Source organism: Pseudomonas sp. NPDC088414 (genome assembly GCF_044753325.1).
Lineage (GTDB): Bacteria > Pseudomonadota > Gammaproteobacteria > Pseudomonadales > Pseudomonadaceae > Aquipseudomonas.
In genome coordinates, this window is record NZ_JBIVMY010000022.1 from 61,511 (window position 1) to 85,038 (window position 23,528).

Below are 23,528 nucleotides of genomic sequence, written 5' to 3' on the forward strand. Positions count from 1 at the left end.
TCAGTGACCTTCCTTGAGCACGCCATCGGCTTCGACGCTGAGCGCAAACAGCGAAGCATGCGCGACTTCGACATTGAGCAACTGTTCACGCGGCAAACCTCGCGCTTGCGCCAGCAACAGACGCATCACGCCGCCATGACTGATCAACAAAACGCGTTCACCGGCATAGGCCTGATGCAACCGCGCAACCGCGCCCAGCACACGTTCAGCAAAATTGCTGACCGGCTCACCCTGCGGCGGCGTGAACGAATACGGATCGGCCCAGAACAGCCCCAGCGCCTCGGCATCAGTCTCCATCAACGCCGCTGCGCTCTGCCCTTCCCAGGCACCGAAATGCAGTTCTTGCAGATCCTTGTCCAAATGAACCGGCAGATTCAGTTGCGCGCCGAGCTCTGCAGCAAAACGCGCACAACGCTGCAGCGGCGAACTGATCAGCCGGGCCCACGGCCCACCCACCACCACGGCAGCACGCATCTGCGCCCAGCCCTTTTCGGTGAGCGCATCATCGAGACTGCCGCGCAAACCGCCGCCCAGCTCAGTCTCGCCATGGCGCAGCAGGTCCAGACGCAGCGTCATGCCGGACGATCCGCCACCGCAGCTTCGGCGAACGTCGCCATCTGCCCGTGCAGGTCGCAGGCCAGACGCAACAGCGGCACAGCCAACGCCGCCCCGCTGCCCTCGCCCAGGCGCAAGCCGAGCTCCAACAACGGTTCGGCGTTGAGGGTTTCCAACACATGGCGATGGCCTGGCTCAGCACCACGATGACCGAACAGCAGCCATTCACGGCAGGCCGGATTCAGCCGTACCGCCACCAACGCGGCGACCGTGCAGATAAAGCCGTCGACCAGCACCGCGACGCCTTCCTGGGCACAGGCCAGGTACGCGCCGACCAGTGCAGCGATTTCAAAACCGCCAAGGTTGAACAGGGTTTGCAACGCATCGCCGCGCTGTGCCGCGTGCAGCGCCAGTGCGCGCTCGATCACTTGTGCTTTATGGCTGACGCCTTCGGCGTTCAACCCGGTGCCGGGACCGGTCAGATGCGCCACCGGGCAGTCGAGCAAGGCACACGCCAGCGCACTGGCGGCAGTGGTGTTGCCGATGCCCATTTCGCCGCCGATGAACAACTGCGCGCCAGCCGCTTTGGCGCGCAGCACGCTGTCGCGACCGGCCTGCAACGCGAGTTCGCCCTGTGCCTGGGTCATCGCCGCGCCCTTGGCGAAATTCGCCGTGCCCGGGCCGATGTTCAGATGACGCACGCCCGGCAGGTTCAACGATGGCGTCACCGTGCCCAGATCGACCACTTCCAGCTGCGCATCGAGCTGCCGCGCCAGCACGCTGATCGCCGCACCGCCGCTGACGAAGTTGAGCAGCATCTGCCCGGTGACTTCCTGCGGGAACGCCGAAACGCCTTCCGCGACCACGCCATGATCACCGGCAAAAATCGCGATCCAGACCTGCTCCAGCGTCGGCTTGATCTGCCCCTGCAACCCGGCGAGTTGCACCGCCACGCTTTCGAGGCGGCCGAGGGAGCCGGCCGGTTTGGTGAGTTGCTGTTGGCGCGCCGCCGCTTGTTCAACGATCCCGGCATTTACGGATTGGCACGGGTTCAACCACCAGGCTTGAGTCATAACGCAGGTCCTTTCAGGGTCAGGGGCAGGCCGGCGACAGTCAGGACGACTCGCTGACAACGCTCGGCCAGAGCTTGATGCAGCCAACCGGCTTCATCGACGTAGCGGCGAGTCAATTCGCCCAGCGGCACGACACCCATTCCGGTCTCGTTGCTGACAAAAATGATTTCTCCCGGCAATGACGCCAGGCAGTCCAACAGGACTTCGCGCTCGGCGGCGAGACGCGCGGCGTCATCGAGCATCAGCAGATTGGTCAGCCACAGGGTCAGGCAATCCACCAGCAGGCAACGCTCGGCACTGGCGTTTTCACGCAGGACGCGGGCCAGTTCCAGCGGCTCTTCGATCAGCGCCCATTCGGCCGGACGCCGGGCGCGGTGATGGGCGACGCGCGCGTTCATTTCGCCGTCCAGCGGTTGGCTGGTGGCGATGTAAGTGACCGCCAGATGGCTGTCGCTGGCGAGTTTTTCCGCCAGGCGACTTTTGCCGGAGCGGGCGCCGCCGAGGATCAGTTGGAGCATTTTTTTATCCAGAAAAAGTTTAGTGAGATCACCGGCCCCTTCGCGGGCAAGCCCGCTCCCACAGGGTTCAGCTGTGTTCACAAAATATGTATCCGACATCGAACCCTGTGGGAGCTGGCTTGCCAGCGATGGGGCCTGGACAGGCCGCTCAAATCCCGCAGAGCTGACGCAGCAGCCCGGTATCCAGATGCTGCTCCACCAGATCCGCCAGCCGCTCGATATCGCGCTCGCGCAAGCCGTGGTAATCCACCTCCTGCACATCGCTCAACCCGGCCCAGCGCAGCAACGCGGCACTGGCCTGCGGTGATTCGAACAAGCCATGCAGATAAGTGCCGAACACCTGCCCGTCCAGACTCTGCGCGCCGTCGCAACGACCGTCATCCAGATGCACCGCAGCGTTCTCCAGCGCCAGCCCCACCGTCACGCCCGCATGGATTTCATAGCCACTGACCTCAGCGTTTTCCAGCGCCAGATGCCCACGGACATTGCGCAATTGCTTCTCGGCTTCCAGCGTGGTTTCGAACGCCAGCAAACCCAGACCGGCACTCGAACCCGGCGCGCCTTCCAGACCCAGCGGATCGTGCACCTGCTCGCCGAGCATTTGCAGCCCGCCGCAGATCCCCAGCAGTTTGCCGCCATAGCGCAGGTGCCGATTGATCGCCGTGTCCCAGCCATTGGCACGCAGATACGCCAGATCGCTGCGCACGCTTTTCGAGCCCGGCAGGATGATCAGGTCGGCAGCAGGAATCGCCTGCCCCGGGCCGATGAATTGCAGATCGACCTGCGGGTGCAAACGCAGCGGATCGAAGTCCGTATGATTGCTGATGCGCGGCAGTACCGGCACCACCACTTTCAGCACTTGCTCGGCCTTGTCGGTCTGGCGCTGATCGATTCCGTCCTCGGCCTCCAGATGCAGGTCCATCACATACGGCAACACGCCGACCACCGGTTTGCCGGTGCGCTGTTGCAGCCAGTCGAGACCCGGTTGCAGCAAGGCGATGTCGCCGCGAAAGCGGTTGATGATGAAACCTTTTACCCGTGCCTGTTCGCTCGGCGACAGCAACTCAAGGGTGCCGACCAGATGCGCAAACACCCCGCCGCGATTAATGTCGGCGATCAGCAGCACCGGGCAATCCACCGCTTCGGCAAAGCCCATGTTGGCGATGTCACCGGCACGCAGATTGATCTCGGCCGGCGAGCCAGCGCCTTCGACCATCACCAGCGGGTACGTCGCGCTCAGCCGCTCATGCGAGGCCAGCACCGCTTGCATGGCAATGGCTTTGTAGTCGTGATACGCCACGGCATTCATGCTGGTGACCGCGCGGCCATGGATGATCACCTGCGCGCCGGTGTCGCTGTTAGGTTTGAGCAGCACCGGATTCATGTCGGTGTGCGGTTCAAGGTGCGCAGCTTGCGCCTGCACCGCTTGCGCCCGGCCGATCTCGCCGCCGTCGGCGGTCACCGCGCTGTTGAGCGCCATGTTCTGCGGTTTGAACGGCACCACTGCCACGCCCTGACGGGTGGCCCAGCGGCACAGCGCCGTCACCAGGGTGCTTTTACCGGCGTCGGACGTGGTGCCTTGCACCATCAGCGTGGTCATTTCGATTCCTTGGCAAAGGCTTGCAGCGCCTGTTCGAGGCGCGCCTCTTCAGCGGCGTTAGCAGGCAGGCCAAAACGCAGGCTGCTGTTGTGGGTGAAGATGCGCAGGAGGATGCCGCGTCGGGCCATGAACTCATGCAGCGCCGCCGCGTGTTCGGTGATCAGCCACTGAAACAGCGCGCAACCACCGTGGGGTTTGAAGCCGTAGCGCTCCAGCAACAGCGCCAGGCGTTCGCTGGCCTCGTCGCTGCGAATACGTTGCCGGGTATGCGCTTCGGTGTCTTGCAGGCAGGCCTGACCGAGCACCCGCGTCGGCCCGCTGACCGCCCATGGCCCGACCTGCTCCGCGAGCAATCTGAGCAACTTGCGCTCGGCCAGCACAAAGCCCAGCCGCACCCCGGCCAGACCGAAAAACTTGCCGAACGAACGCAGCACAATCAATCCGATCTGGTGGGCATGCGGCGCCAGACTCAGCTGCGGCGTGTTGTCCATGAACGCTTCATCGACCACCAGCCAGCCGCCGCGCTGGGCCAGCCGCGCGTGCCAGTCGAGCAGTCGCGCCGGGGTCAGGCTCAGGCCAGTGGGGTTGTTCGGGTTGACCACCACCAGCACGTCGAGGCTGTCGAGAAAGAATTCGACTTCCTGCTCCAGCACTTCGCGCACGATGTAACCGCTGCGCCGCCAGGCTTCGGCGTGCTCGGCATAACACGGCGACAACACCCCGACCTTGCCGGCGCGACGCAAACGCGGCAGCAACTGGATCGCCATTTGCGAACCGGCCACCGGCAGCACCTGCGAGGCACCGTAGTAATCGCACGCGGCCTGCTCCAGCCCGTCATCGGTTTCCGGCAAGCGTGCCCAGGCGCGCAGCGGAATTTCCGGCACCGCAAACGGCCACGGCGCAAGGCCGCTGGACAGGTCGAGCCAGTCAGCCTCGGCAATCCCGTAATCGCGTGCAGCCTTGCGCAGCCGGCCACCGTGCTCAAGCATAGAATTCAGCCCCCACGCAAAGAATCAGCAGCCATAACCATACCCCGCGCTGGACCAATTGCCAGCCGCGATCAATCGAATCGGCATCCGCCGGTGCGCCTTCACCCAGTTGCGGACGCTCGTGCAGTTCACCGTGATAGATCGCCGGGCCGCCCAGTTCGACATTCAACGCGCCGGCACCGGCCGCCATCACCGGACCGGCGTTGGGGCTGTCCCATTGCGGGCCCTGGTTGCGCCAGCACTTCCAGGCGAGCCGGGTGTTGCCCAGCAGCGCATAGGTCAGCGCCACCAAACGCGCCGGAATGTAGTTGAGCACGTCGTCGATCTTTGCCGCGCACCAGCCGAAGCGCTCGAAGCGCTCGTTGCGATAGCCCCACATCGCGTCGAGCGTGTTGCTCAGGCGATAAAGCACCACCCCCGGCGCACCGGCCACGACAAACCAGAACAGCGCGGCGAACACCGCGTCACTGCCGTTCTCCAGTACCGACTCGGTGGCCGCGCGCGCCACGGCGGTGCTGTCCAGTTCGCTGGTCTGGCGGCTGACCAGATAGCCAACACGCTTGCGCGCGTCTTGCAGATCATCGGCGCGCAAGGCGGCGGCTACCGGCGCGACATGCTCACCGAGGCTGCGCATGCCGAGGGCGCAATACAGCGCCAGAATCTCGACGATCCAGCCCACATACGGCGCCCAGGAAAACGCCGTGGCGAGCAGCGTCAGCGGCAGCACCGCGATCACCCACGCGGTGACCCCGTGACTGCGCCAGCCGCGCCCGCCCGCATTGAAACGGCGCTCGATGCGCCCGGCAAAATTGCCGAACGCCACCAGCGGATGCCAGCGTTTCGGTTCACCCAGCAGCGCATCCAGCGCGACCGCGGCGACACTCAACAACGCCACACTCATTGATTCACTCCCCAATAATTTTCGTACAGCAACTCATTGAGCGGCCGCGCCTGCGCCCACCCTTCGAGTACCAGCATCGGCGCCGGATAGAATGCCTCGACCGGCCCCAGACACAACACCGCCAACGGTTTGGCCCCGACCGGCAGCTGCAGCAGATCCGCCAGCGCCTGCGGTTCGAACAGCGAGACCCAACCCATGCCCAGTCCTTCGGCACGGGCCGCCAGCCACAGATTCTGGATCGCGCAGGACAGCGAGGCCATGTCCATTTCCGGCAACGTGCGGCGGCCGAAAATGTGTTTTTCACGATCGTCCATCAGCGCCGCGACCAGCACTTCGGCGCAGTCGTTGATGCCTTCGACCTTGAGCTTCATGAACTCGTCACTGCGCTCGCCGAGGGCTTCGGCGGTACGCACGCGTTCTTCTTCGACGAGGTTCTGGATCTGCCCGCGCAAGGCGCGGTCGCTGATGCGGATGAAACGCCACGGCTGCATCAGGCCGACGCTGGGCGCCTGATGCGCGGCTTCGAGCAGGCGGCGCAGCAGCTCCGGTTCGACCGTGCCACCGGTGAAGTGGCGCATGTCGCGGCGTTCGGCGATGGCACGGTAGACGGCTGCGCGTTCGGCCTCGGAATAGGCGTTGTCGGTCATGGCCTCTTCGCTGGCAAGCCAGCTCCCACAGGGGATTGCGTATTTTCAGGCATGACAGCGGCCACTGTGGGAGCTGGCTCGCCAGCGAAGGCGGCCTCGAGATCTGGCGCTAACAATGCAGCAATCGCCGTCGGATTCGACGGAAAGTAGAAATGCACGTAAGACGCCGTCATCCGCCCTTCCCGATAAACCGCTTCGGCCCCGCGCCCGCCATTGGGGCTGATGCCCCGGGCAATCGGGGTCAGTTCGGTGCTGGTCAGGGAATGATGATAGGTGTGACCGCGCAACGGACCTTCCGGCAGATCCACCGCTTGCAGTGCCAGTGCCGCCAGACGTTTTTGCATCACCGCCTCACCGCGCAGCAGGCCGACCAGTTCAGCGCGGGTGCCGTCGACATCGGTCAACGCGTCGAGCAGATAGAGCATGCCGCCGCACTCGGCGAGCAATGGTTTGCCGGCGGTGTGGTGCGCACGAATCGCATCAAGCATTGCGGTGTTTTGCGATAACGCGACGTGGTGCAATTCCGGATAACCACCGGGCAGATACAGGCTATCGGCGTCGGGCAGTTGCGTATCGCGGATCGGCGAGAAGAAACTCAACTCGGCACCCATCGCCCGCAGCAGATCGAGGCTGGCGCCGTAGGTGAAGGCAAAGGCTTCGTCGCGAGCGACGGCAATGCGCACGCCGTCGAGCAACGGCTCGGCAGGGATCACTTCAGGCGCGGCGAATGCCACGGCCGGTGGCAGCGCTACCTCGCAACTGCTGGCCAGTGCTTCGGCGGCGGCGTCGAGACGCAGGTCGAGGTCATTCAGTTCGCTGGCCTGAACCAGGCCGAGGTGCCTGCTTGGCAACTCAATTCCGGTTTCCCGGGACAGCGCGCCGTACCAGCGCAAACCTTCAGTGAGGCTGCCTTCAAGCAGTTGCGCATGACGCAAGGTGCCGACGCGGTTGGCCAGCACGCCGGCAAACGGCAGGTCCGGCTGGTAACGCGCCAGCCCCAACGCCAATGCGCCGAAGGTCTGGGCCATGGCGGTGCCGTCGATCACGCCGAGCACCGGTACGCCGAAATGCCGCGCCAGATCGGCGCTGGAAGGCGTGCCGTCGAACAGGCCCATCACGCCTTCGATCAGAATCAGATCGGCTTCGGCGGCGGCTTCCCACAACAGCCGGCGGCTTTCCTGCTCGCCGACCATCCACATGTCCAGTTGATACACCGGCGCACCGCTGGCGCGCTCGAGAATCATCGGGTCGAGGAAGTCCGGGCCACACTTGAACACCCGCACCTTGCGCCCCTGATTGCGATGCAAGCGCGCGAGTGCGGCGGTGACGGTGGTCTTGCCCTGACCGGAGGCCGGCGCGGCGATCAATACCGCCGGGCAGTGACGTGGTTGATTCAAAGTTCGACGCCTTTCTGCGCTTTGATGCCGGCCTGGAAGGCGTGTTTCAGCATGCCCATTTCGGTGACGGTATCGCCCATCTCGATCATTTCCGGCTTGGCCGCACGACCGGTGACGATCACATGCTGCATTGGCGGACGTGCCTGCAGATCGCTGAGCACCTGATCGAGATCGAGGTAACCGTGCTTGAGGGCGATGTTCAATTCGTCCAGCACCACCAGGCCGATCGACGGATCGCGCAGCAGCTCGCGGGACACGGCCCACGCGGCTTCGGCGGCGGCGATGTCACGCTGGCGGTCCTGGGTTTCCCAGGTGAAGCCCTCGCCCATCACGTGAAAACGCACTTGCTCGGGGAAGCGGCGGAAGAACAGCTCCTCACCAGTGCTGTTGCGGCCCTTGATGAACTGCACCACGCCGCACTGCATGCCGTGGCCCATGGCGCGGGCGAGCATGCCGAACGCCGAGCTGCTTTTGCCTTTGCCGTTGCCGGTCAGCACCAGCACCAGGCCGCACTCGTCAGGTGAATTGGCGATGCGTTCGTCGATCACGGCTTTTTTACGCTGCATACGCGCCAGGTGGCGTTCGTCGCGCTCGGGGGAATCGGTCATGAGGGGAGCTCTCCGTTGAGGCTGGATAACGGCGGGCAGGCACAAGAATAGACGGCAAAAAGCCTGGCATCGCCCACCGTGATGCCGCTGGATGGATCAGGCCGGTCTCCGGGCTCATGAGCGGCGAATCGCCAGACTGCGCGCCTTCCCGCGTCGGTCGACACAGTGGCTCAATGCGCAGTTTTCACTCATTTACCGTTGCGGGGGCAGCGCCGGGATCGTGATCGTTCTTCACCTGAAGACAACCCTCACCGGCTTCCCTGTTTCACTCTGTCGACACGCGTCACAGAGCACCTGAAACAAGCCGCGAAGGTTAGAGGGTTGGGGGTGGAGCGTCAATTAAAGAGGGGGCCGTCGGGCGAATAACTGCCGTCGATCAATTATCTGGCGCCATTCTTGTGCCACACTGATACAAATGATATCAAAGAGCCATGCTTTTCTCGAAAAAGCCCATCACAACAATAAGGATGATGACGATGCAAGGCATGATCATCAGCAACCCGCGCCTGGAATTTCTGCGCCCGATGCTCGAACGCTGGTTTGACTGTATCGACCGCTACAACGCCATTCGCGGCGACAACGACACCCCTTACTGGCATGACGAGAAAGCCAATCTAGGCTTGCTCTCTGCGGCGGCATGGATGGCCGAGCTGGTGACCCTTTGTGATACCTCGACCCGAAAGCAGAACGAGGACGGCGAGCGCAATGCCCGCGCCGATCTGTTCATTGCCGGGCCTGAGGACCGCGCCTACCTTCAGGCCACCCAGCGCTGGCCGCGGGTCAACAATCTCAACCTGACCCAGGCGCTGCTGGACATCACCAGCGATGCCAAACGCATCAGTTTTGCCAGCGACCTCAAGCTCGGCTGCCTGTTCGTCGCCCCGCACAAGGCCCAGCACAGCGCCAGTCCCGAAGAACTGCAGGACATGGTCGACGACCTGCAAAAGGAACACTGCTGCGCAGTGGCCTGGTATTTCCCCTACGCCTACCGCAAATTGCGCAGCGAAGCGGGCAATTATCATCCGGGCATCGCCGTGCTGTTCAAAGAGGCCCGCGGTTGAGCGGTTGAACCATCGCACGCCTGTGCTTCTCTATGATTAGGTCAATGCATTCATAGGGAAGATCAGTAATGCGCAAGTCCCAGCTCGCTCTCGTCATCGCCCTCGCCGGAGGGCTCGCCGCCTGTGGTGAATCCTCCAGCCTGCAAGTCTCCGACGGCACCGGCCCGTCACCGAAACTGCCCGAACCGAACAAGACCCTGATCCCGACGGTGAACATCGCCCCGGCGATCGGCTGGCCTGCGGGTGGTAAACCGACCGCCGCGGCCGGCACGCAAGTGGCCGCATTCGCCGAAGGCCTCGATCACCCGCGCTGGCTCTACGTGCTGCCCAACGGTGATGTGCTGGTGGCGGAAACCAACGCGCCACCCAAGCCTGACGACAGCAGCGGCATTCGTGGCTGGGTGATGAAGAAAGTCATGGGCAAGGCCGGCGCTGGCGTGCCGAGCCCGAACCGCATCACCCTGCTGCGCGATGCCGACCACGACGGCGTGGCCGAGACCCGCACGGTGTTCTTGCAAAACCTCAACTCGCCGTTCGGCATGACCCTGGTCGGTAATGACCTGTATGTCGCCGACACCGATCGCCTGCTGCGCTTCCACTACGAACCCGGCGCGACCGAGATCAAGACCCAGCCGATCAAAGTCACCGACCTGCCGGGCGGCACGCTGAACCACCACTGGACGAAAAACGTCATCGCCAGCAAGGACGGCAGCAAGCTGTACGTCACCGTCGGCTCGAACAGCAACGTTGGCGAGAATGGTCTGGATAAAGAAGAAGGTCGCGCGGCGATCTGGGAAGTCGATCGCGCCACCGGCAATCACCGGATCTTCGCCTCGGGCATCCGCAACCCCAACGGCCTGGCGTGGGAGCCCACCAGTGGCGCGTTGTGGACAGCGGTGAACGAGCGTGACGAGATCGGCAGCGACCTGGTGCCGGATTACATCACCTCGGTCAAGGACGGCGGCTTCTACGGCTGGCCATTCAGCTATTACGGGCAGCACGTGGATGTGCGGGTGAAGCCGCAGAATCTGGATCTGGTGGCCAAGGCTATCGCCCCGGACTACGCCGTCGGCCCGCACACCGCCTCGCTGGGTCTGACCTTCGCCGAAGGCAACAGCCTGCCGGCGCAGTTCAAGGAAGGCGCCTTCATTGGCCAGCACGGCTCATGGAACCGCAAACCGCACAGTGGCTATAAAGTGATTTTCGTACCGTTCGCCGCCGGCAAGCCGAACGGAGCACCGGTGGATGTGCTGACCGGTTTTCTCGACAAGGATGAAAACGCGCTTGGCCGCCCGGTAGGCGTGGTGATCGACCAGCAAGGTGGTTTGCTGGTGGCCGATGATGTGGGGAACAAGGTGTGGCGGGTGTCGTCCGCCAAGTAACTCGGCCTATCCCAAAACAACTGTAGGAGTGAGCCTGCTCGCGATGACGGTGTCACATTCAACATCAGTGTTGATTGATCAACCGCTATCGCGAGCAGGCTCACTCCTACATTGGACTGTGAGCTCTTTGAATTACGGGTTACGCGCCAGATGCTCCGGCTGCAGCACCCGCTTGGCACTCAGATACGCCTTCTGCCAGTAAGCCTTTGACAGGCTGTCCAGCTTCACCGTGCCGCCGGTGGCCGGCGCATGCACGAAGCGCCCTTCCCCGACGTAAATCCCCGCATGGCTGACCTGCGAGCCACCGTTGGTGGCGAAGAAGATCAGGTCGCCGGTCTGCAAACCCTCTTTGCCGACGTTCGGCGCCTGCATCACGATCATCTCGCGCGTTGAGCGCGGCAAGGAAATGCCGGCAGCATCGCGGTAGACGAAACCGATCAGGCCACTGCAATCGAACCCGGAGTCCGGTGTGTTGCCGCCCCAGCGATAAGGCGTGCCAACCAGGCCCAACGCGCGAAACAGCACGTCTTCAGCAGCAGGCGAAAAAGCTTGGGAAGGTCCGAACACGACCGGGGCACGTACCACGGGCGCAGGCGGCGGCGTGCAGCTGGCGCAGGCGCTGAGCAGCGCTGCGAAGAAGATCAAAGCAAGGCGGGCCGACATCGTCATAAGCAGAACATCCTGATCTGGCTGCGGCTTTCTCTGCCGAATGGACAGAAACAAAACCGCCTGCGGAGCACGCAGGCGGTTTGCCATCAATATAGATACAGGATTCTAGCGGCTATACGACAAACTTCAAGTAAGACTTTAACTTCACCTTGTAAAGTTTAGGTCTACTCCGTGCCGGAGCCGTTTTTTGTCGCCACGGACGTGACGACAACGGGGGAATTACTTGCGAGCGGTGACCACGGTCGGTGCCATCGCGAGGGCGCGCTTGGCTTCGATGAAAGTCTTGCTCCAGTAGCTGTCACCCAGGCTGTCGATGCGAACACCGCCGCTGCGACGACTGCTGGAGTGGATGAACTGGTTGTCACCCAGGTAGATCCCGGCGTGGCTTACACGACCGCGACGACCATTGGTGGCGAAGAACAGCAGATCGCCCGGCTCAAGGTTGCCGCGCGAGACCAGAGGCGCATCGACGTTGATCATTTCGCGGGTGGAGCGCGGCAGATTCATGCCGGCTTCTTCGCGGAACAGATAACCGATGAAACCGCTGCAGTCGAAACCGGCTTCAGAGGTACCGCCGAAACGGTAACGGGTACCGATCAGGGACATGCCGCGTTCGAGGATGCTGTCGGCCAGAACCGGGAGCTCGTACGGCTTCTTGTTGAAGTCCGAGAGTTCCTTTTCGGTGTCCAGCTCTTCCTGGTAAATAACGGAAGACTGGGCAGTGGCAGAATTTTTAACCTGTTGAGGCTGCTCTTGAACTGGAGAATGAGCAGCGCAACCGAACAACAGGGTGACGAGTGCGAGAGGCACGAGGGGTGCGAAGCGATTTAGCATGGGCACGACCGTGGCTGAAGTTGTAAAGAAGCCGAGACTATGCCCGCTATCGGCCTCATTTGCAAATTCAATCGATCTTTTTGTGACTTCCCGGTTTCTCGTTTACATCTAAGCGCTTAAGCCCATTTGAGTCGATACGCGGTCTGCACAGGGTGCGGAAACGCGGATCTTCTGGCGCCTGAAATATGTCAAAACGTGCTCAAAGCCGCGTATTTCAAGGGCTGGCTACCAGCCGAGGGTTTCTTTCAGGAACGGAATCGTCAACTTGCGCTGCGCCTGCAACGAGGCCTGATCGAGCTGTTCGAGCAGGTCGAACAATGCACTCATGCTGCGGGTGCCGCGGGTCAGGATAAAGTGTCCGACTTCATCGGTCAGGTGCAGGCCGCGACGCGACGCGCGCAATTGCAGGGCACGCAATTTGTCTTCATCGGAGAGCGGACGCATCTGGAAAATCAGCGCCAGGGTCAGGCGCGATTTGAGGTCGGCCAGTTTCACCGGCAATTCGCGTGGCGAAGTAGAGGCGGCGATCAGCAGACGCCGACCACTGTCACGCAGACGGTTGAACAGATGAAACATCGCCTCTTCCCAGTCGGCCTTGCCGGCAATCACCTGCAAGTCATCCAGGCAGACCAGTTCGTACTGTTCAAGGTTGTCGAGGATTTCGATGCCGCGATCCATCAACTCGGCCAGCGGCAGGTACACCGCAGGCTCGCCCATCTGCTCGAAGCGCAGGCAAGCCGCCTGCAACAGATGCGTACGCCCTACCCCATGCTTGCCCCACAGGTAGATCAGGCTTTCGGTCCAGCCGGCGTCGGCTTCGCATAGGCGCTCGACATAGCCGAGTGCAGCGGCATTGGCGCCTGGGTAGTAGTTGATGAAGGTGGCGTCGTCACGCAGACGCACACCTAGGGGCAGCTGAATCGGTTTCATGCTGACTGAACAGTTCTCAAGGAACCGTTAGTGGCCTCTGTGTAAAGTTTGCGAAGTTTATACCCGTGAAGCTGAGCGCACAATGCGACAGACTCCAAGCAAAATCAAAGGTTTGCGTTAACACGCTGGTTTTATGACAGTTTCTCTGACGCGACGCCGAGCAGACCCACCGCAAAACACGGGCCAACCCGGCGCAATGCCGGGTCGTCCGTAACCGGATTACAACTCCGGCTCATCTGCCCCGCTGTAAATATCCGAGTCCTTGTACAAATCGTGCACGTGACGCACCAGCACCATGATCACCGCCGCCACCGGCAATGCCAGCAGAACCCCGGTGAAACCGAACACCTCGCCACCCGCCAGGATCGCGAAGATCACCGCCACCGGATGCAGACCGATGCGGTCACCCACCAGCAACGGCGTCAGCACCATGCCTTCCAGCGCTTGCCCGACCATGAACACCGCGACAATGCCGATCATCGGGTACAGATCGCCACCAAACTGGAACAACCCGGCAATCAGCGCCGCACCAATGCCGATGACAAACCCCATGTACGGCACGATAGCCGCCAGGCCTGCAATCAGGCCGATCAACAGCCCCAATTCCAGACCGACGATCATCAGACCCGCCGCATAAATCACCCCCAGCGCCAGCATCACCAGCAATTGCCCGCGCACAAACGCGCCAAGCACCTCGTGGCACTCACCGGCCAGAGAGACGATGGTTGCTTCGCGATCACGCGGCAGCAGGCTGCGGATCTTGGCCATCATCACGTCCCAGTCGCGCAGCAGATAAAAACTCACCACCGGGATCAGCACCAGATTCGCCAGCCAGCCAATCAGCGCAAGGCTGGAGGCGGTCGCCTGACTCAACACCACACCAACGATGTCGGTGGTCTGCCCCATGTGTTCGCTGATCGCCGCCTTGACCTTGTCGAACTTCCAGAAACCGTCCGACAACCCCAGCTTCGATTGCGCCCACGGCAGCGCGGTGTGCTGCAGCCAGTCGAGCATCTGCGGTGCCAGCTCGTACAAGCGCACCAACTGCTTGGCGAGCATCGGCACCAGCACCAGCAGCAACGTGGTGACGATCAGGGTGAACAAGGCAAACACCGCAATCACGCCCCAGGTACGCGACAGACCGAGTCGCTCAAGGCGATCCACCAGCGGATCGAACAGATAAGCCAGCAGCAACGCCACCAGAAACGGCGTGAGGATCGGATGCAGCAACCAGACAAACGCGCAAAGCAGGACTACCCCACCGAGCCAGAACCAACGCCGCGAATCGGCCATGTACCACTCCTACTGCTTCTATATAAGGAAAGACTTACCAGCGAAACCGCAACGAAGGCGCTACCGGTACAGGCGCCGCACCTGCAACGGCTGGCTGCGGCGCTGCCACTGGCGTCGGTGCTTCGGCCGGCAACTCCTGCAACTTCGCCAGCGACAATTGCGAACGCAACTGATCGGCACTGCCGTTGACCCGATACACGATACGATCACCATCAACACTCTGCAGACGCACACCGAACGGTTCGAGTAACCGCAGCAGCGCGGCGTAGTGCTCAAGATTCATGCCCTGCACTTCGAGGGTCTGTTGACCGGAAGCGCCAGGCTTGGCAACAAATCGCGGGGCCAGACGCTCAGCCACTGCCAGCATCACCGCATCGGCCACGGTAGCCTGATCGGCTCCCTGCACACTGCCGGCCTCTTTCTGATCGCCCAGCCACAAATGCCACTTGGCTTGCCACTGCCCGCCCTCTTCGTGCGCATGCACCGCCAGCAACGCATCCGCGCCGTAACGCTCCGAAGCGCCGCGCAATGGCGCGGGATCAGTACCGTCCAGCACTGGCGCGGTGGCCACCAGTTGCTCACTCAGATCCGCCAGCGGCAAACGCAGCGGCAAGCCGCGATGCTGAGCCGCAGAACGCAGCGGTGCAGCCGCTGCCTGACCGTCGCCGACCAGGCTCGAACCTTCAGTCGAATCGTTCAGCCACCAGCTCAGAATCAACGGCCGACTCGCCCCCCACAATGACAGCCCGGCCCGGCGCAGCGCCTGCTCGGTGGTGGCCGGATCGAAATCGACCTTGAGCACCTCCGGCGGCCCAGCATCGAAACCGAACTGACTGATGATCTGCTGCGGATCCTTGCGAATCGCCGCCAACCCCGGATTCTGCGGAGCCTTGGGGTCACCGGTCAGGCGCAACACCAGCGTATCCAGTGCCGCCTGAGTGGCGCGATCACGCTCTTCCGGCGCCTGGCTGCTGACCGGCTGGCGCACTTGATAGAGACCCTTGAGGTTTTCGGCATGACTCGCCAGGCTGACCAACGACAAACAACCCACAACCAACAATTTACAAAAACGCATGGAAAATTCCCGTCGACAGGAGCGGCTGGAACAGGCCGCGTGAACCGGTTAAGCAAGGCTGTGACAATCTGCCATCGCAAAACATTCACACGCTAGCGGTAAGTTTTTGCACAGTGATAACGATAGACGGTTAATCGGCACACCTTATACAGGTAGCCACCCGGCACAATTGCAAAAAATTTCAGTCGATTATGCCCCTGCCCGTCGGCGCGAGGATGGCCGCTGCCCCTCAAGCCTGATAAAATCGCGCGCCTTCGCAGACCGGCAACAGCCGGGCGCCCCGAAATTCGCGTGAGGCCGTCGCCCCCTCGATTTCGATGTTCCCGCTGAACTCGGTCGTTACCCCTGAATCCCCTCCCCTAAAGGCCTGGATCATGAGCAAGCAACCCTCCCTGAGCTACAAGGACGCCGGTGTAGACATCGACGCCGGTGAAGCATTGGTCGAACGCATCAAGAGCGTCGCCAAGCGCACTGCGCGCCCGGAAGTCATGGGCGGTCTGGGCGGTTTCGGCGCCCTCTGCGAAATCCCGGCCGGCTACAAGCAGCCAGTGCTGGTTTCCGGCACCGACGGCGTCGGCACCAAGCTGCGCCTGGCGCTGAACCTGAACAAGCACGACAGCATCGGCCAGGACCTGGTCGCCATGTGCGTCAACGATCTGGTGGTATGCGGCGCTGAACCGCTGTTCTTCCTCGACTACTACGCCACCGGCAAGCTGAACGTCGACGTGGCCGCCACCGTCGTCACCGGTATCGGTGCAGGCTGCGAACTGGCTGGCTGCTCCCTGGTTGGCGGTGAAACCGCTGAAATGCCTGGCATGTATGAAGGCGAAGACTACGATCTGGCCGGCTTCTGCGTCGGCGTCGTGGAAAAAGCCGAAATCATCGACGGTTCGAAAGTCGCCACCGGTGACGCGCTGATCGCTCTGCCATCGTCCGGCCCGCACTCCCACGGCCATGGCCCACATCACCGGTGGCGGTCTGCTGGACAACATCCCGCGCGTTCTGCCAAAAGGCGCTCAGGCCGTGGTTGACGTGGCCAGCTGGACTCGCCCGGCGGTCTTCGACTGGCTGCAAGAGAAAGGCAACGTCGACGAAACCGAGATGCACCGCGTGCTGAACTGCGGCGTCGGCATGGTCATCTGCGTGGCTCAGGAGCACGTTGAAGTGGCCTTGAACACCCTGCGTGACGCTGGCGAGCAGCCTTGGGTCATCGGCCAGATCGCTGCCGCTGCCGAAGGCGCTGCCCAGGTTGATCTGCAGAACCTTAAGGCTCATTAATGTCCGCAACCTGTGATGTCGTGGTGCTGTTGTCCGGCACCGGCAGTAACTTGCAGGCTCTGATCGACAGCACGCGGACCGGCGACAGCCCGGTCCGCATCGCTGCGGTGATTTCCAACCGCGCCGACGCCTACGGCCTGCAACGCGCCAGTGACGCGGGTATCGCCACCCGCTCGCTGGATCACAAGGCTTTCGAAGGTCGCGAGGCCTTCGATGCTGCCCTGATCGAACTGATCGACGAATTCAAACCGAAACTCGTGGTACTGGCCGGCTTCATGCGCATTCTCAGCGCTGACTTCGTGCGTCATTACCAGGGTCGCCTGCTCAATATCCACCCGTCGCTGCTGCCCAAATACAAAGGGTTACACACTCATCAGCGCGCGCTGGAGGCCGGCGACGCCGAGCACGGCTGCTCCGTGCACTTCGTCACCGAGGAACTCGATGGTGGACCACTGGTCGTACAGGCAGTAATACCGGTAGAGTTGCACGACACGCCGCAGACACTTGCGCAGCGAGTGCATGTCCAGGAACACCTGATCTACCCGATGGCTGTACGCTGGTTTGCCGAAGGCCGACTGGCACTCGGTGAACAAGGTGCTTTACTGGATGGCCAGTTACTCGCGGCCAGCGGCCACTTGATTCGACACTAGGAGATTTTATGCGTCGCGCCCTGCTCTTCGCTTGCGCTCTGCTCGCCCTGCCTTTCGCGCAGGCGGCAGACCTTCAACCGTTCTCCGCCAGCTACACCGCCGACTGGAAACAGTTGCCCATGAGCGGCACCGCCGAACGCAGCCTGACCAAGGAAGCCAACGGCGTCTGGAAACTCAGCTTCAAGGCGTCGATGATGATCGCCAGCCTGACCGAAGAAAGCACCCTGACCCTGGACAAGGACACCCTGCTGCCACAGTCCTACCACTTCGAACGTGGTGGTCTGGGCAAAGCGAAAAAGGCTGATCTGGACTTCGACTGGAACAGCAAGATGGTCACCGGCACCGACCGTGGCGACGCGGTGAAGATCCCGCTGAACCGTGGCATGGTCGACAAGTCGACCTACCAACTGGCGTTGCAGCATGACGTCGCCGCCGGCAAGAAGACCATGAGCTATCAGGTGGTCGACGACGGTGAAGTCGATACTTACGATTTCCGCGTACTGGGTGCCGAGAAAGTCGACACCAAGGCCGGCAAGATCGATGCAATCAAGGTCGAGCGCGTGCGCGACCCGACACAAAGCAAGCGCATCACTGTGCTGTGGTTCGCCAAGGACTGGGATTACCTGCTGGTCCGCCTGCAACAGGTTGAGACCGACGGCAAGGAGTACAACATCATGCTCCAGGACGGTACGGTCAACGGCAAAACCGTTAAAGGCAGCTGATCCGCGCTACACCGAAAAGCCCCGCAGATGCGGGGCTTTTTTGTGCCTGCAATTCCTTCCCCCTGTAGGAGCTGCGGCACGCTGCGATCTGTTGATTCTGCTTCAAGATCAAAAGATCGCAGCGTGCCGCAGCTCCTACAGGGACAGGTTCAGACCGAGAATTTGGCCACCATATTGTTCAAATCCACCGCCAGCCGCGACAACTCCTGGCTGGCCGCACTGGTCTGATTCGCCCCCGCTGAGGTCTGCGTTGCCAGGTCACGGATATTCATCAGATTACGATCCACCTCCCGCGCCACCGCTGCCTGCTCCTCCGAGGCACTGGCGATCACCAGGTTGCGCTCGTTGATCAAGGTGAACGCCGAAGCGATTTCCTCCAGCGCCACGCCTGCCGCCTTGGCCAGTTCCAGCGTCGAATGCGCACGGATGTTGCTCTGCTGCATTGAACTCACCGCCGAATCGGTGCCCTGCTGAATGCCACCGATCATCTGCTCGATTTCCTGGGTCGACTGCTGTGTGCGATGAGCCAGCGCCCGTACTTCATCGGCCACTACCGCAAAGCCACGACCGGCATCCCCGGCCCGCGCTGCCTCGATCGCCGCGTTCAGTGCCAGCAGATTGGTCTGTTCGGCGATCGAGCGGATCACGTCCAGCACCTTGCTGATGCCGTGAACCTTTTGCGCCAGCTCCTCCACCTGCGCTGCGTTGGAGGTGACATCCTGCGCCAGCGATTCGATTGAAACCACGGTCTGCTTGACCTGCTCACGCCCATGCTGGGCAATGCGGTCAGACTCACGGGACGCCTCGGAGGTTGCCACGGCGTTGCTCGCCACCTCTTCCACGGCAGCGGTCATCTGGTTGACCGCTGTGGCGGCTTGTTCGATCTCCAGACTTTGCTGATGCAGCCCGCGCGTGGCGTCTTCGGTAACGCAACTGAGTTCTTCGGAAGCGGACGCCAACTGGCTGGATGAGTCGGATATCTGGCGGATGGTGTCGCGCAGGTTGTGCTGCATGCTTTTCAGCGCCTGCAGCAGCCGCGCCGGCTCATCCTTGCCGGAAATACGGATATCGCCGGTCAGATCACCACCGGCCACCACCTCCGCCACGCCCAGCGATTGCGCCAGCGGCAGGACGATGCTGCGGGTCAACAGCAATGCAAGACCGATGGTGATCAGCGCCGTAATCCCGATCATCACCCCCACCCACACCCGCGAATTGATAAACACCAGTCGCGCGGCTTCGGTGGCGAGGTTGGCGTTGTGCTTGTTCAGTTCGACCAGTTCCTTGAGGGTGACGGCCATGTCATCGGCTAACGGGCTCATCTCACCATTGAGGATGGCGGCAGCCTCCTCCACCTGGTTCTGCGCCGACAACTGCATGACCTGCGCCTGAAACTCCAGATACTTATGCTCGGCAACCTTGAAGCGATCGAACAACCTGCGCTCTTCGGGCAGCACAATCAGCACGTCATAGCGTTGCTGCGCTTCACTGAGCACACCCCGCAATTCGTTGAGCTTGGCGACATTCTGCGCCAGTGCCTGCGGGTCGCGATTGAGCAGCAGGCGCATGGTCAGCGCACGCAGGCGCAGCATGTCCTGACTCATCTCGCCGACCGCCATCACGCTCGGCAGCCAGTTGTTGTCAACCTCATCAGATTGGGCGCGCATGTTCGCCATTTGCAGCAGGGCGAACGCCCCCAGGGCAAACACCATCAGCGCCAACACACCAAAACCCAGGCCGGCACGCGGCGCGATATTGAGACTGCGGATACTCATTACTCTGGCTCCTTCCAAAAGCGCTGCATCAACCCTGCAGCTGGTTGCTTTAGAAGGTATCGGCCCGGTGAAGATTTGCGTAAGACGAAAAGGTGATATCAAAAGGCCTTGATACTCCGAACATCTCTGCCTTAACGATTTAGCGGGCTTTTCCCGGACTTTGGCGCTGTTCGCGGCAATATCCCCAGGAAGTTGTCCCGAGCAACTTTACGCGCGACATCCTCGGGCAAGGCATCGAGAAACGGCGTGAAGCTGTGCATTTCCTTACCCAGTTTGTTGAATCGACCTACAACATCCGAGCCAAGCATGAAGCGCTCCGGGTATTTCTCCACTAATGCCAGCCATTCCGGGCGCGGCTTGCCCTGCTCGTCCAGCAGATACGGTGTGAGCATGCTCCAGGACAGATCGATGTACAGATTCGGATAAGCCTCCAGCATTCGGCTGACGGTGGGCAGAAGAAATTTCAAATGCGTCTGATGCCGATGGATCTCCGCGCTGGTGCCCGCGTGAGCCCAGATGAACCGCGTGTGCGGATGATTACGCAGCGGCTCCTCGATTTCCTTCAGATACAGCGGATTCTTCTCACGCTTGGAGGTGATGTTGGAATGCAGCATCACCGGCAGATCGTTTTCCGCCGCCAGGTGATATATCCGCTTCATCGCTTCGTTATTGGCCCGTGGCGTATCGCCCGCCGTCAGCGCGGTGAGATCGTCATGCCTGGTAAATACTTCGCCGATGCCCTGCCACAGCCCCGGATACAGATCGAGCATGCGCTGGATGTGTGCGGCGGAGTTCTTGTCGTTGGGGTTGAAGCCCGAGAGAAATGGATGAAAGTGCAGACGCTGCTCCGGCGTCAGTTTCTGCACGGCATCGGCGACGATCACGTCGGTGGCGCTGTACCAGTAGGCATCGGCGTCATCACCGGCGTAATAGCGCGGACGCTTGGGTTCGTCCTCGTGCCATTTCTTCGCCACGGGAATCCCGGAAATCATCACATGGTCGATGGAATTGTCCTGCATGGCCGTGAGCAATTTCGCCATGCCGGCGGTTTCCTGGAAAAAGTCCACGTAGTGCAGGTGCGCATCGCTGTAGGTGTAATCGCGGGCGCTGGCGCTGCCGGCAAATGCCAGCAAGCAGGCAAGACTCAAACGAAACAAGGGCACAAGTAATCTCCGGCAGGTAGGCATAGCCTAGACCCTGAGCCGATCATAAGGGTTCATCTGCAGGAAAGTGGAACGCGCCTCTGTAGGAATGCTCTATAACTGCAAGGTCTTTTTTGATCGCACGACTTTTCCTACTGCCAGTGAGGTTGCCATGACTGTTACCGTCAATACCGTCTCCGCCGAAGGTTTTCGTCACACCGTAAAGATCGATGACCACGAATTATTTGCCGACGTGCCGAAGTCTGCTGGCGGTGAGGGCTCGGCCCCAGAGCCGCACGATTACTTCGACGCCGCGCTCGGTGCCTGCAAGGCCCTGACCCTGAAGATGTACGCGAAGAAGAAAGACATCCCGCTGACCGGCGTGGGTGTCGAGGTCAAACGCGACAACAGTGAAGAGCAGAAAGGCAAATACGTGCTGCACGTCACCCTGACGCTCAAGGGCGTGCTGACCGACGCGCAACGCGAAGAACTGCTGCGCGTGGCCGATCGTTGCCCGATCCACAAACTGATGACCACCACCGACGTCAGCATCGAAACCCACGCTCCACAGGGCTTCGACAGCCAGTAATCACCCTCTTGCCAGCGGCGGGTTATGCTTCTGGCATCACCCGCTCAGCCTGGAATGCACCATGGATACGCAACCACTGATCATCCGCCCGCGCGCCGAAGACGTCGAAGGCCAGCCGATCCTGCGCCCGCTGCCGTCAGCCAAATGCCGCAGCGTCGGGCCTTTCGTGTTTTTCGACCACATGCTCGAAACGGTTTATCCGACGGGCAAAGGCATGAACATCCGACAGCATCCGCACATTGGTCTGTCGACCCTGACCTACCTGTTCGAAGGACAGATCCAGCACAAGGACAGCCTCGGCTCTGATCAGGTGGTCAGCGCCGGTGATGTCAGCTGGATGACCGCCGGCAGTGCGATTGCTCACGTCGAGCGCACGCCCGAGTCGCTGTGGGAACAAAGCTTCACCATGCACGGCCTGCAGATCTGGCTGGCTTCGCCCAAGGATCACGAGCAAGGCCCGGGGCATTACAGCCATCACCCGGCGGCAACCTTGCCGGTCAGCGATAACCTTGGTGTGCAGATCCGGATGATCGCCGGGTCAGGCTTTTGCCTGGAATCGCCGGTGCCGGTGCTTTCTCCTACGCTGTACGCCGAAGTGAAAATGCAGACCGCGACCACCTTGCTGATCCCGACCGAGCACGTGGAACGCGCGGTTTATGTGTTGAGTGGCGATGCGCAGTTGAATGGCGAACGTCTCGAACCCCATGCGCTGGCGGTATTGCCGGCCGGGGAAGAGCTGAGCCTGTTTGCCGAGAGCGATGTGCACGCGGTGGTGTTTGGCGGCGCGCCGCTGGACGGGCCACGGCGGATCAACTGGAATTTTGTCGCGAGCGATCCAGCGGCGATCGATGAGGCACGGCGCAAATGGGCGGCCGGGGATTGGCCGACGGTGCCGGGGGAAGTCGAGCGGATTGAATTGCCTTAGCTCTGTGTCGCCTGTTAGTCAGCCATCGCTGGCAAGCCAGCTCCCACAGGTTTAGCGCCGGACAAATATCCAGCAAACGAATCGAACACTGTGGGAGCTGGCTTGCCAGCGATGAGGCCGGATCAGGCACCGATCGAGTCAATACCTGACTGCACAATCAGCCTTTGAACACTTCTTCCAGCAAGTCATGCATCGACTTGAACGCACGCTTGGCGGTCTTCGCGTCGTACATCATCTTGCCCGGCACATTGGCATGCGGATCGGTGAACGAATGCACGGCACCGCCGTAGCTGAGCAACTGCCAATCGACCTTCGCCGCGTTCATCTCGTCTTCAAACGCCGGCAATTGCTCTTTCGGCACCAACGGATCGGAAGCACCGTGCAATACCAACACTGAACCCTTGATGTTCTTGGCATCCGCCGGGTTCGGCGAATCCAGCGTGCCATGAAACGACACCGCCGCCTTCACCGGTGCACCGGTACGCGCCAGATCCAGCGCACAGCAACCACCAAAGCAGAAACCGAACACCGCCAGCTTCGAGGTATCGACCGCTGCCTCGCCCTGCTTCTGCAATTGCTCGAACGCTGCCTGCATGCGCTTGCGCAGCAGTGCCCGGTCGTTCTTCAGCGGCATCATCGCCGCGCCGGCCTCGTCAGCGTTCTGCGGACGTACTGCCTGGCCATACACATCAGCAATCAACACCACGTAGCCCTTGGCCGCGACCGATCTGGCGATTTCTTCCGCCCCGGCGCTGACGCCCATCCAGTTCGGCGCCATCAACAGGCCCGGGCGCGCGCCCTTGTGCTCGGCATCGAACGCCAGACGACCTTCATAGGGCTGGCCGTCGATCTGATAGACCACGGAACGTACAGTGACTTGGCTCATTTCTGACTCCTGAAGGTTAAACACCAGAA

The 23,528-nt window shown here is 61.7% G+C and carries 23 protein-coding genes, 1 pseudogene and 1 riboswitch; of the genes and pseudogenes, 7 read left to right on the forward strand and 17 right to left on the reverse strand.

The features are described 5' to 3' along the window. The 9 genes from cobC to cobO all read right to left on the reverse strand — a co-directional run bounded on the left by cobC (position 1) and on the right by cobO (position 8,288). Entirely contained in the window at positions 1-576 is a 576-nt protein-coding gene (cobC, locus tag ACIP8I_RS18590; protein ID WP_400762913.1) for an alpha-ribazole phosphatase family protein, read from the reverse strand. Beyond that, entirely contained in the window at positions 573-1,628 is a 1,056-nt protein-coding gene (gene cobT / locus ACIP8I_RS18595; protein WP_400762915.1) for a nicotinate-nucleotide--dimethylbenzimidazole phosphoribosyltransferase, read from the reverse strand. The genes cobC and cobT overlap by 4 nt, the downstream gene beginning before the upstream one ends. Further along, a complete protein-coding gene (gene cobU, locus ACIP8I_RS18600; protein ID WP_400762916.1) occupies positions 1,625-2,146 on the reverse strand; it encodes a bifunctional adenosylcobinamide kinase/adenosylcobinamide-phosphate guanylyltransferase in 522 nt (173 codons plus the stop codon). Before cobU ends, cobT begins: the two co-directional genes overlap by 4 nt. A 148-nt stretch (positions 2,147-2,294) precedes the next feature. Continuing rightward, positions 2,295-3,746: a cobyric acid synthase gene (locus ACIP8I_RS18605; protein ID WP_400762918.1), complete on the reverse strand. Its 1,452-nt coding sequence runs from the start codon at positions 3,744-3,746 to the stop codon at positions 2,295-2,297. Next, positions 3,743-4,735: a threonine-phosphate decarboxylase CobD gene (gene cobD, locus ACIP8I_RS18610; protein WP_400762920.1), complete on the reverse strand. Its 993-nt coding sequence runs from the start codon at positions 4,733-4,735 to the stop codon at positions 3,743-3,745. Before cobD ends, ACIP8I_RS18605 begins: the two co-directional genes overlap by 4 nt. Then, positions 4,728-5,636: an adenosylcobinamide-phosphate synthase CbiB gene (cbiB, locus tag ACIP8I_RS18615; RefSeq protein WP_400762922.1), complete on the reverse strand. Its 909-nt coding sequence runs from the start codon at positions 5,634-5,636 to the stop codon at positions 4,728-4,730. Before cbiB ends, cobD begins: the two co-directional genes overlap by 8 nt. After that, entirely contained in the window at positions 5,633-6,283 is a 651-nt protein-coding gene (gene bluB, locus ACIP8I_RS18620; RefSeq protein ID WP_400762924.1) for a 5,6-dimethylbenzimidazole synthase, read from the reverse strand. The genes cbiB and bluB overlap by 4 nt, the downstream gene beginning before the upstream one ends. Then, positions 6,280-7,680 carry a cobyrinate a,c-diamide synthase gene (locus tag ACIP8I_RS18625; protein WP_400762926.1) on the reverse strand — a complete coding sequence of 467 codons (1,401 nt, stop codon included), beginning with the start codon at positions 7,678-7,680 and terminating at the stop codon, positions 6,280-6,282. The genes bluB and ACIP8I_RS18625 overlap by 4 nt, the downstream gene beginning before the upstream one ends. Beyond that, positions 7,677-8,288: a cob(I)yrinic acid a,c-diamide adenosyltransferase gene (gene cobO, locus ACIP8I_RS18630; protein ID WP_003223053.1), complete on the reverse strand. Its 612-nt coding sequence runs from the start codon at positions 8,286-8,288 to the stop codon at positions 7,677-7,679. The genes ACIP8I_RS18625 and cobO overlap by 4 nt, the downstream gene beginning before the upstream one ends. Positions 8,289-8,369: 81 nt before the next feature. Further along, positions 8,370-8,601: riboswitch (cobalamin riboswitch) on the reverse strand. A gap of 163 nt (positions 8,602-8,764) precedes the next feature. Here cobO and ACIP8I_RS18635 point away from each other — a divergent pair. Together ACIP8I_RS18635 and ACIP8I_RS18640 are read left to right on the forward strand one after the other, a co-directional pair. Next, the gene (locus tag ACIP8I_RS18635) at positions 8,765-9,349 is read left to right on the forward strand and encodes a hypothetical protein (RefSeq protein WP_400762928.1); all 585 of its coding nucleotides are present in this window, start codon (positions 8,765-8,767) and stop codon (positions 9,347-9,349) included. Between the two features lie 68 nt (positions 9,350-9,417). Then, positions 9,418-10,731 (forward strand): sorbosone dehydrogenase family protein, encoded by a 1,314-nt coding sequence (locus tag ACIP8I_RS18640; RefSeq protein ID WP_007962887.1) that lies wholly within the window; start codon positions 9,418-9,420, stop codon positions 10,729-10,731. A gap of 132 nt (positions 10,732-10,863) precedes the next feature. On the opposite strand, the gene ACIP8I_RS18645 is transcribed toward ACIP8I_RS18640, so the two are convergent. From ACIP8I_RS18645 to ACIP8I_RS18665, 5 genes are all read right to left on the reverse strand, one after another. Next, positions 10,864-11,400, reverse strand: a complete 537-nt coding sequence (locus ACIP8I_RS18645) for a C40 family peptidase (RefSeq protein WP_400762930.1) — start codon at positions 11,398-11,400, stop codon at positions 10,864-10,866. Positions 11,401-11,619: 219 nt separating this feature from the next. Further along, the gene (locus ACIP8I_RS18650; protein ID WP_007962885.1) at positions 11,620-12,234 is read right to left on the reverse strand and encodes a C40 family peptidase; all 615 of its coding nucleotides are present in this window, start codon (positions 12,232-12,234) and stop codon (positions 11,620-11,622) included. Between the two features lie 225 nt (positions 12,235-12,459). Then, positions 12,460-13,164, reverse strand: coding sequence for a DnaA regulatory inactivator Hda (gene hda, locus ACIP8I_RS18655; RefSeq protein WP_003223042.1), 705 nt, complete (start codon positions 13,162-13,164; stop codon positions 12,460-12,462). 219 nt (positions 13,165-13,383) lie between these two features. Then, positions 13,384-14,457 (reverse strand): AI-2E family transporter, encoded by a 1,074-nt coding sequence (locus ACIP8I_RS18660; protein ID WP_400762932.1) that lies wholly within the window; start codon positions 14,455-14,457, stop codon positions 13,384-13,386. A gap of 34 nt (positions 14,458-14,491) precedes the next feature. Beyond that, the gene (locus ACIP8I_RS18665) at positions 14,492-15,532 is read right to left on the reverse strand and encodes a DUF2066 domain-containing protein (protein WP_400762934.1); all 1,041 of its coding nucleotides are present in this window, start codon (positions 15,530-15,532) and stop codon (positions 14,492-14,494) included. A gap of 374 nt (positions 15,533-15,906) precedes the next feature. On the opposite strand from ACIP8I_RS18665, the pseudogene purM reads away from it, so the two are divergent. From purM to ACIP8I_RS18680, 3 genes and pseudogenes are all read left to right on the forward strand, one after another. Next, positions 15,907-16,810: pseudogene (gene purM, locus ACIP8I_RS18670) on the forward strand (phosphoribosylformylglycinamidine cyclo-ligase). Next, complete coding sequence (gene purN, locus ACIP8I_RS18675; protein WP_047600250.1) at positions 16,810-17,460, forward strand: phosphoribosylglycinamide formyltransferase; 651 nt, start codon at positions 16,810-16,812, stop codon at positions 17,458-17,460. Before purM ends, purN begins: the two are co-directional and overlap by 1 nt. Positions 17,461-17,468: 8 nt before the next feature. Then, a complete protein-coding gene (locus tag ACIP8I_RS18680) occupies positions 17,469-18,182 on the forward strand; it encodes a DUF3108 domain-containing protein (RefSeq protein WP_007962880.1) in 714 nt (237 codons plus the stop codon). 149 nt (positions 18,183-18,331) lie between these two features. Here the strand turns inward: ACIP8I_RS18680 and ACIP8I_RS18685 are convergent, their stop codons facing one another. Both ACIP8I_RS18685 and ACIP8I_RS18690 read right to left on the reverse strand, forming a co-directional pair. After that, positions 18,332-19,957 (reverse strand): methyl-accepting chemotaxis protein, encoded by a 1,626-nt coding sequence (locus ACIP8I_RS18685; RefSeq protein ID WP_400762936.1) that lies wholly within the window; start codon positions 19,955-19,957, stop codon positions 18,332-18,334. A 131-nt stretch (positions 19,958-20,088) separates the two neighbouring features. Next, positions 20,089-21,144: an amidohydrolase family protein gene (locus ACIP8I_RS18690; protein ID WP_400762938.1), complete on the reverse strand. Its 1,056-nt coding sequence runs from the start codon at positions 21,142-21,144 to the stop codon at positions 20,089-20,091. A 127-nt stretch (positions 21,145-21,271) separates the two neighbouring features. Here ACIP8I_RS18690 and ACIP8I_RS18695 point away from each other — a divergent pair, with 127 nt between their 5' ends. Both ACIP8I_RS18695 and ACIP8I_RS18700 read left to right on the forward strand, forming a co-directional pair. After that, a complete protein-coding gene (locus tag ACIP8I_RS18695; RefSeq protein ID WP_003223035.1) occupies positions 21,272-21,688 on the forward strand; it encodes an OsmC family protein in 417 nt (138 codons plus the stop codon). A gap of 61 nt (positions 21,689-21,749) precedes the next feature. Beyond that, a complete protein-coding gene (locus tag ACIP8I_RS18700; protein WP_400762940.1) occupies positions 21,750-22,613 on the forward strand; it encodes a pirin family protein in 864 nt (287 codons plus the stop codon). Between the two features lie 157 nt (positions 22,614-22,770). Here ACIP8I_RS18700 and ACIP8I_RS18705 read toward each other — a convergent pair whose 3' ends face one another. Beyond that, a complete protein-coding gene (locus ACIP8I_RS18705) occupies positions 22,771-23,499 on the reverse strand; it encodes a dienelactone hydrolase family protein (protein ID WP_400762942.1) in 729 nt (242 codons plus the stop codon). Between the last annotated feature and the right edge of the window lie 29 nt (positions 23,500-23,528).

Coding starts and splice junctions, on each gene's coding strand:
- ACIP8I_RS18680 (WP_007962880.1), top strand. CDS start 17,469: ATGCGTCGCGCCCTGCTCTTCGCTTGCGCTCTGCTCGCCCTGCCTTTC.
- cbiB (WP_400762922.1), bottom strand. CDS start 5,636: ATGAGTGTGGCGTTGTTGAGTGTCGCCGCGGTCGCGCTGGATGCGCTG.
- purN (WP_047600250.1), top strand. CDS start 16,810: ATGTCCGCAACCTGTGATGTCGTGGTGCTGTTGTCCGGCACCGGCAGT.
- ACIP8I_RS18660 (WP_400762932.1), bottom strand. CDS start 14,457: ATGGCCGATTCGCGGCGTTGGTTCTGGCTCGGTGGGGTAGTCCTGCTT.
- ACIP8I_RS18685 (WP_400762936.1), bottom strand. CDS start 19,957: ATGAGTATCCGCAGTCTCAATATCGCGCCGCGTGCCGGCCTGGGTTTT.
- ACIP8I_RS18650 (WP_007962885.1), bottom strand. CDS start 12,234: ATGCTAAATCGCTTCGCACCCCTCGTGCCTCTCGCACTCGTCACCCTG.
- ACIP8I_RS18695 (WP_003223035.1), top strand. CDS start 21,272: ATGACTGTTACCGTCAATACCGTCTCCGCCGAAGGTTTTCGTCACACC.
- ACIP8I_RS18700 (WP_400762940.1), top strand. CDS start 21,750: ATGGATACGCAACCACTGATCATCCGCCCGCGCGCCGAAGACGTCGAA.
- cobD (WP_400762920.1), bottom strand. CDS start 4,735: ATGCTTGAGCACGGTGGCCGGCTGCGCAAGGCTGCACGCGATTACGGG.
- ACIP8I_RS18705 (WP_400762942.1), bottom strand. CDS start 23,499: ATGAGCCAAGTCACTGTACGTTCCGTGGTCTATCAGATCGACGGCCAG.
- bluB (WP_400762924.1), bottom strand. CDS start 6,283: ATGACCGACAACGCCTATTCCGAGGCCGAACGCGCAGCCGTCTACCGT.
- cobT (WP_400762915.1), bottom strand. CDS start 1,628: ATGACTCAAGCCTGGTGGTTGAACCCGTGCCAATCCGTAAATGCCGGG.
- ACIP8I_RS18645 (WP_400762930.1), bottom strand. CDS start 11,400: ATGACGATGTCGGCCCGCCTTGCTTTGATCTTCTTCGCAGCGCTGCTC.
- ACIP8I_RS18605 (WP_400762918.1), bottom strand. CDS start 3,746: ATGACCACGCTGATGGTGCAAGGCACCACGTCCGACGCCGGTAAAAGC.
- cobC (WP_400762913.1), bottom strand. CDS start 576: ATGACGCTGCGTCTGGACCTGCTGCGCCATGGCGAGACTGAGCTGGGC.
- ACIP8I_RS18665 (WP_400762934.1), bottom strand. CDS start 15,532: ATGCGTTTTTGTAAATTGTTGGTTGTGGGTTGTTTGTCGTTGGTCAGC.
- hda (WP_003223042.1), bottom strand. CDS start 13,164: ATGAAACCGATTCAGCTGCCCCTAGGTGTGCGTCTGCGTGACGACGCC.
- cobO (WP_003223053.1), bottom strand. CDS start 8,288: ATGACCGATTCCCCCGAGCGCGACGAACGCCACCTGGCGCGTATGCAG.
- ACIP8I_RS18640 (WP_007962887.1), top strand. CDS start 9,418: ATGCGCAAGTCCCAGCTCGCTCTCGTCATCGCCCTCGCCGGAGGGCTC.
- cobU (WP_400762916.1), bottom strand. CDS start 2,146: ATGCTCCAACTGATCCTCGGCGGCGCCCGCTCCGGCAAAAGTCGCCTG.
- ACIP8I_RS18635 (WP_400762928.1), top strand. CDS start 8,765: ATGCAAGGCATGATCATCAGCAACCCGCGCCTGGAATTTCTGCGCCCG.
- ACIP8I_RS18690 (WP_400762938.1), bottom strand. CDS start 21,144: ATGCCTACCTGCCGGAGATTACTTGTGCCCTTGTTTCGTTTGAGTCTT.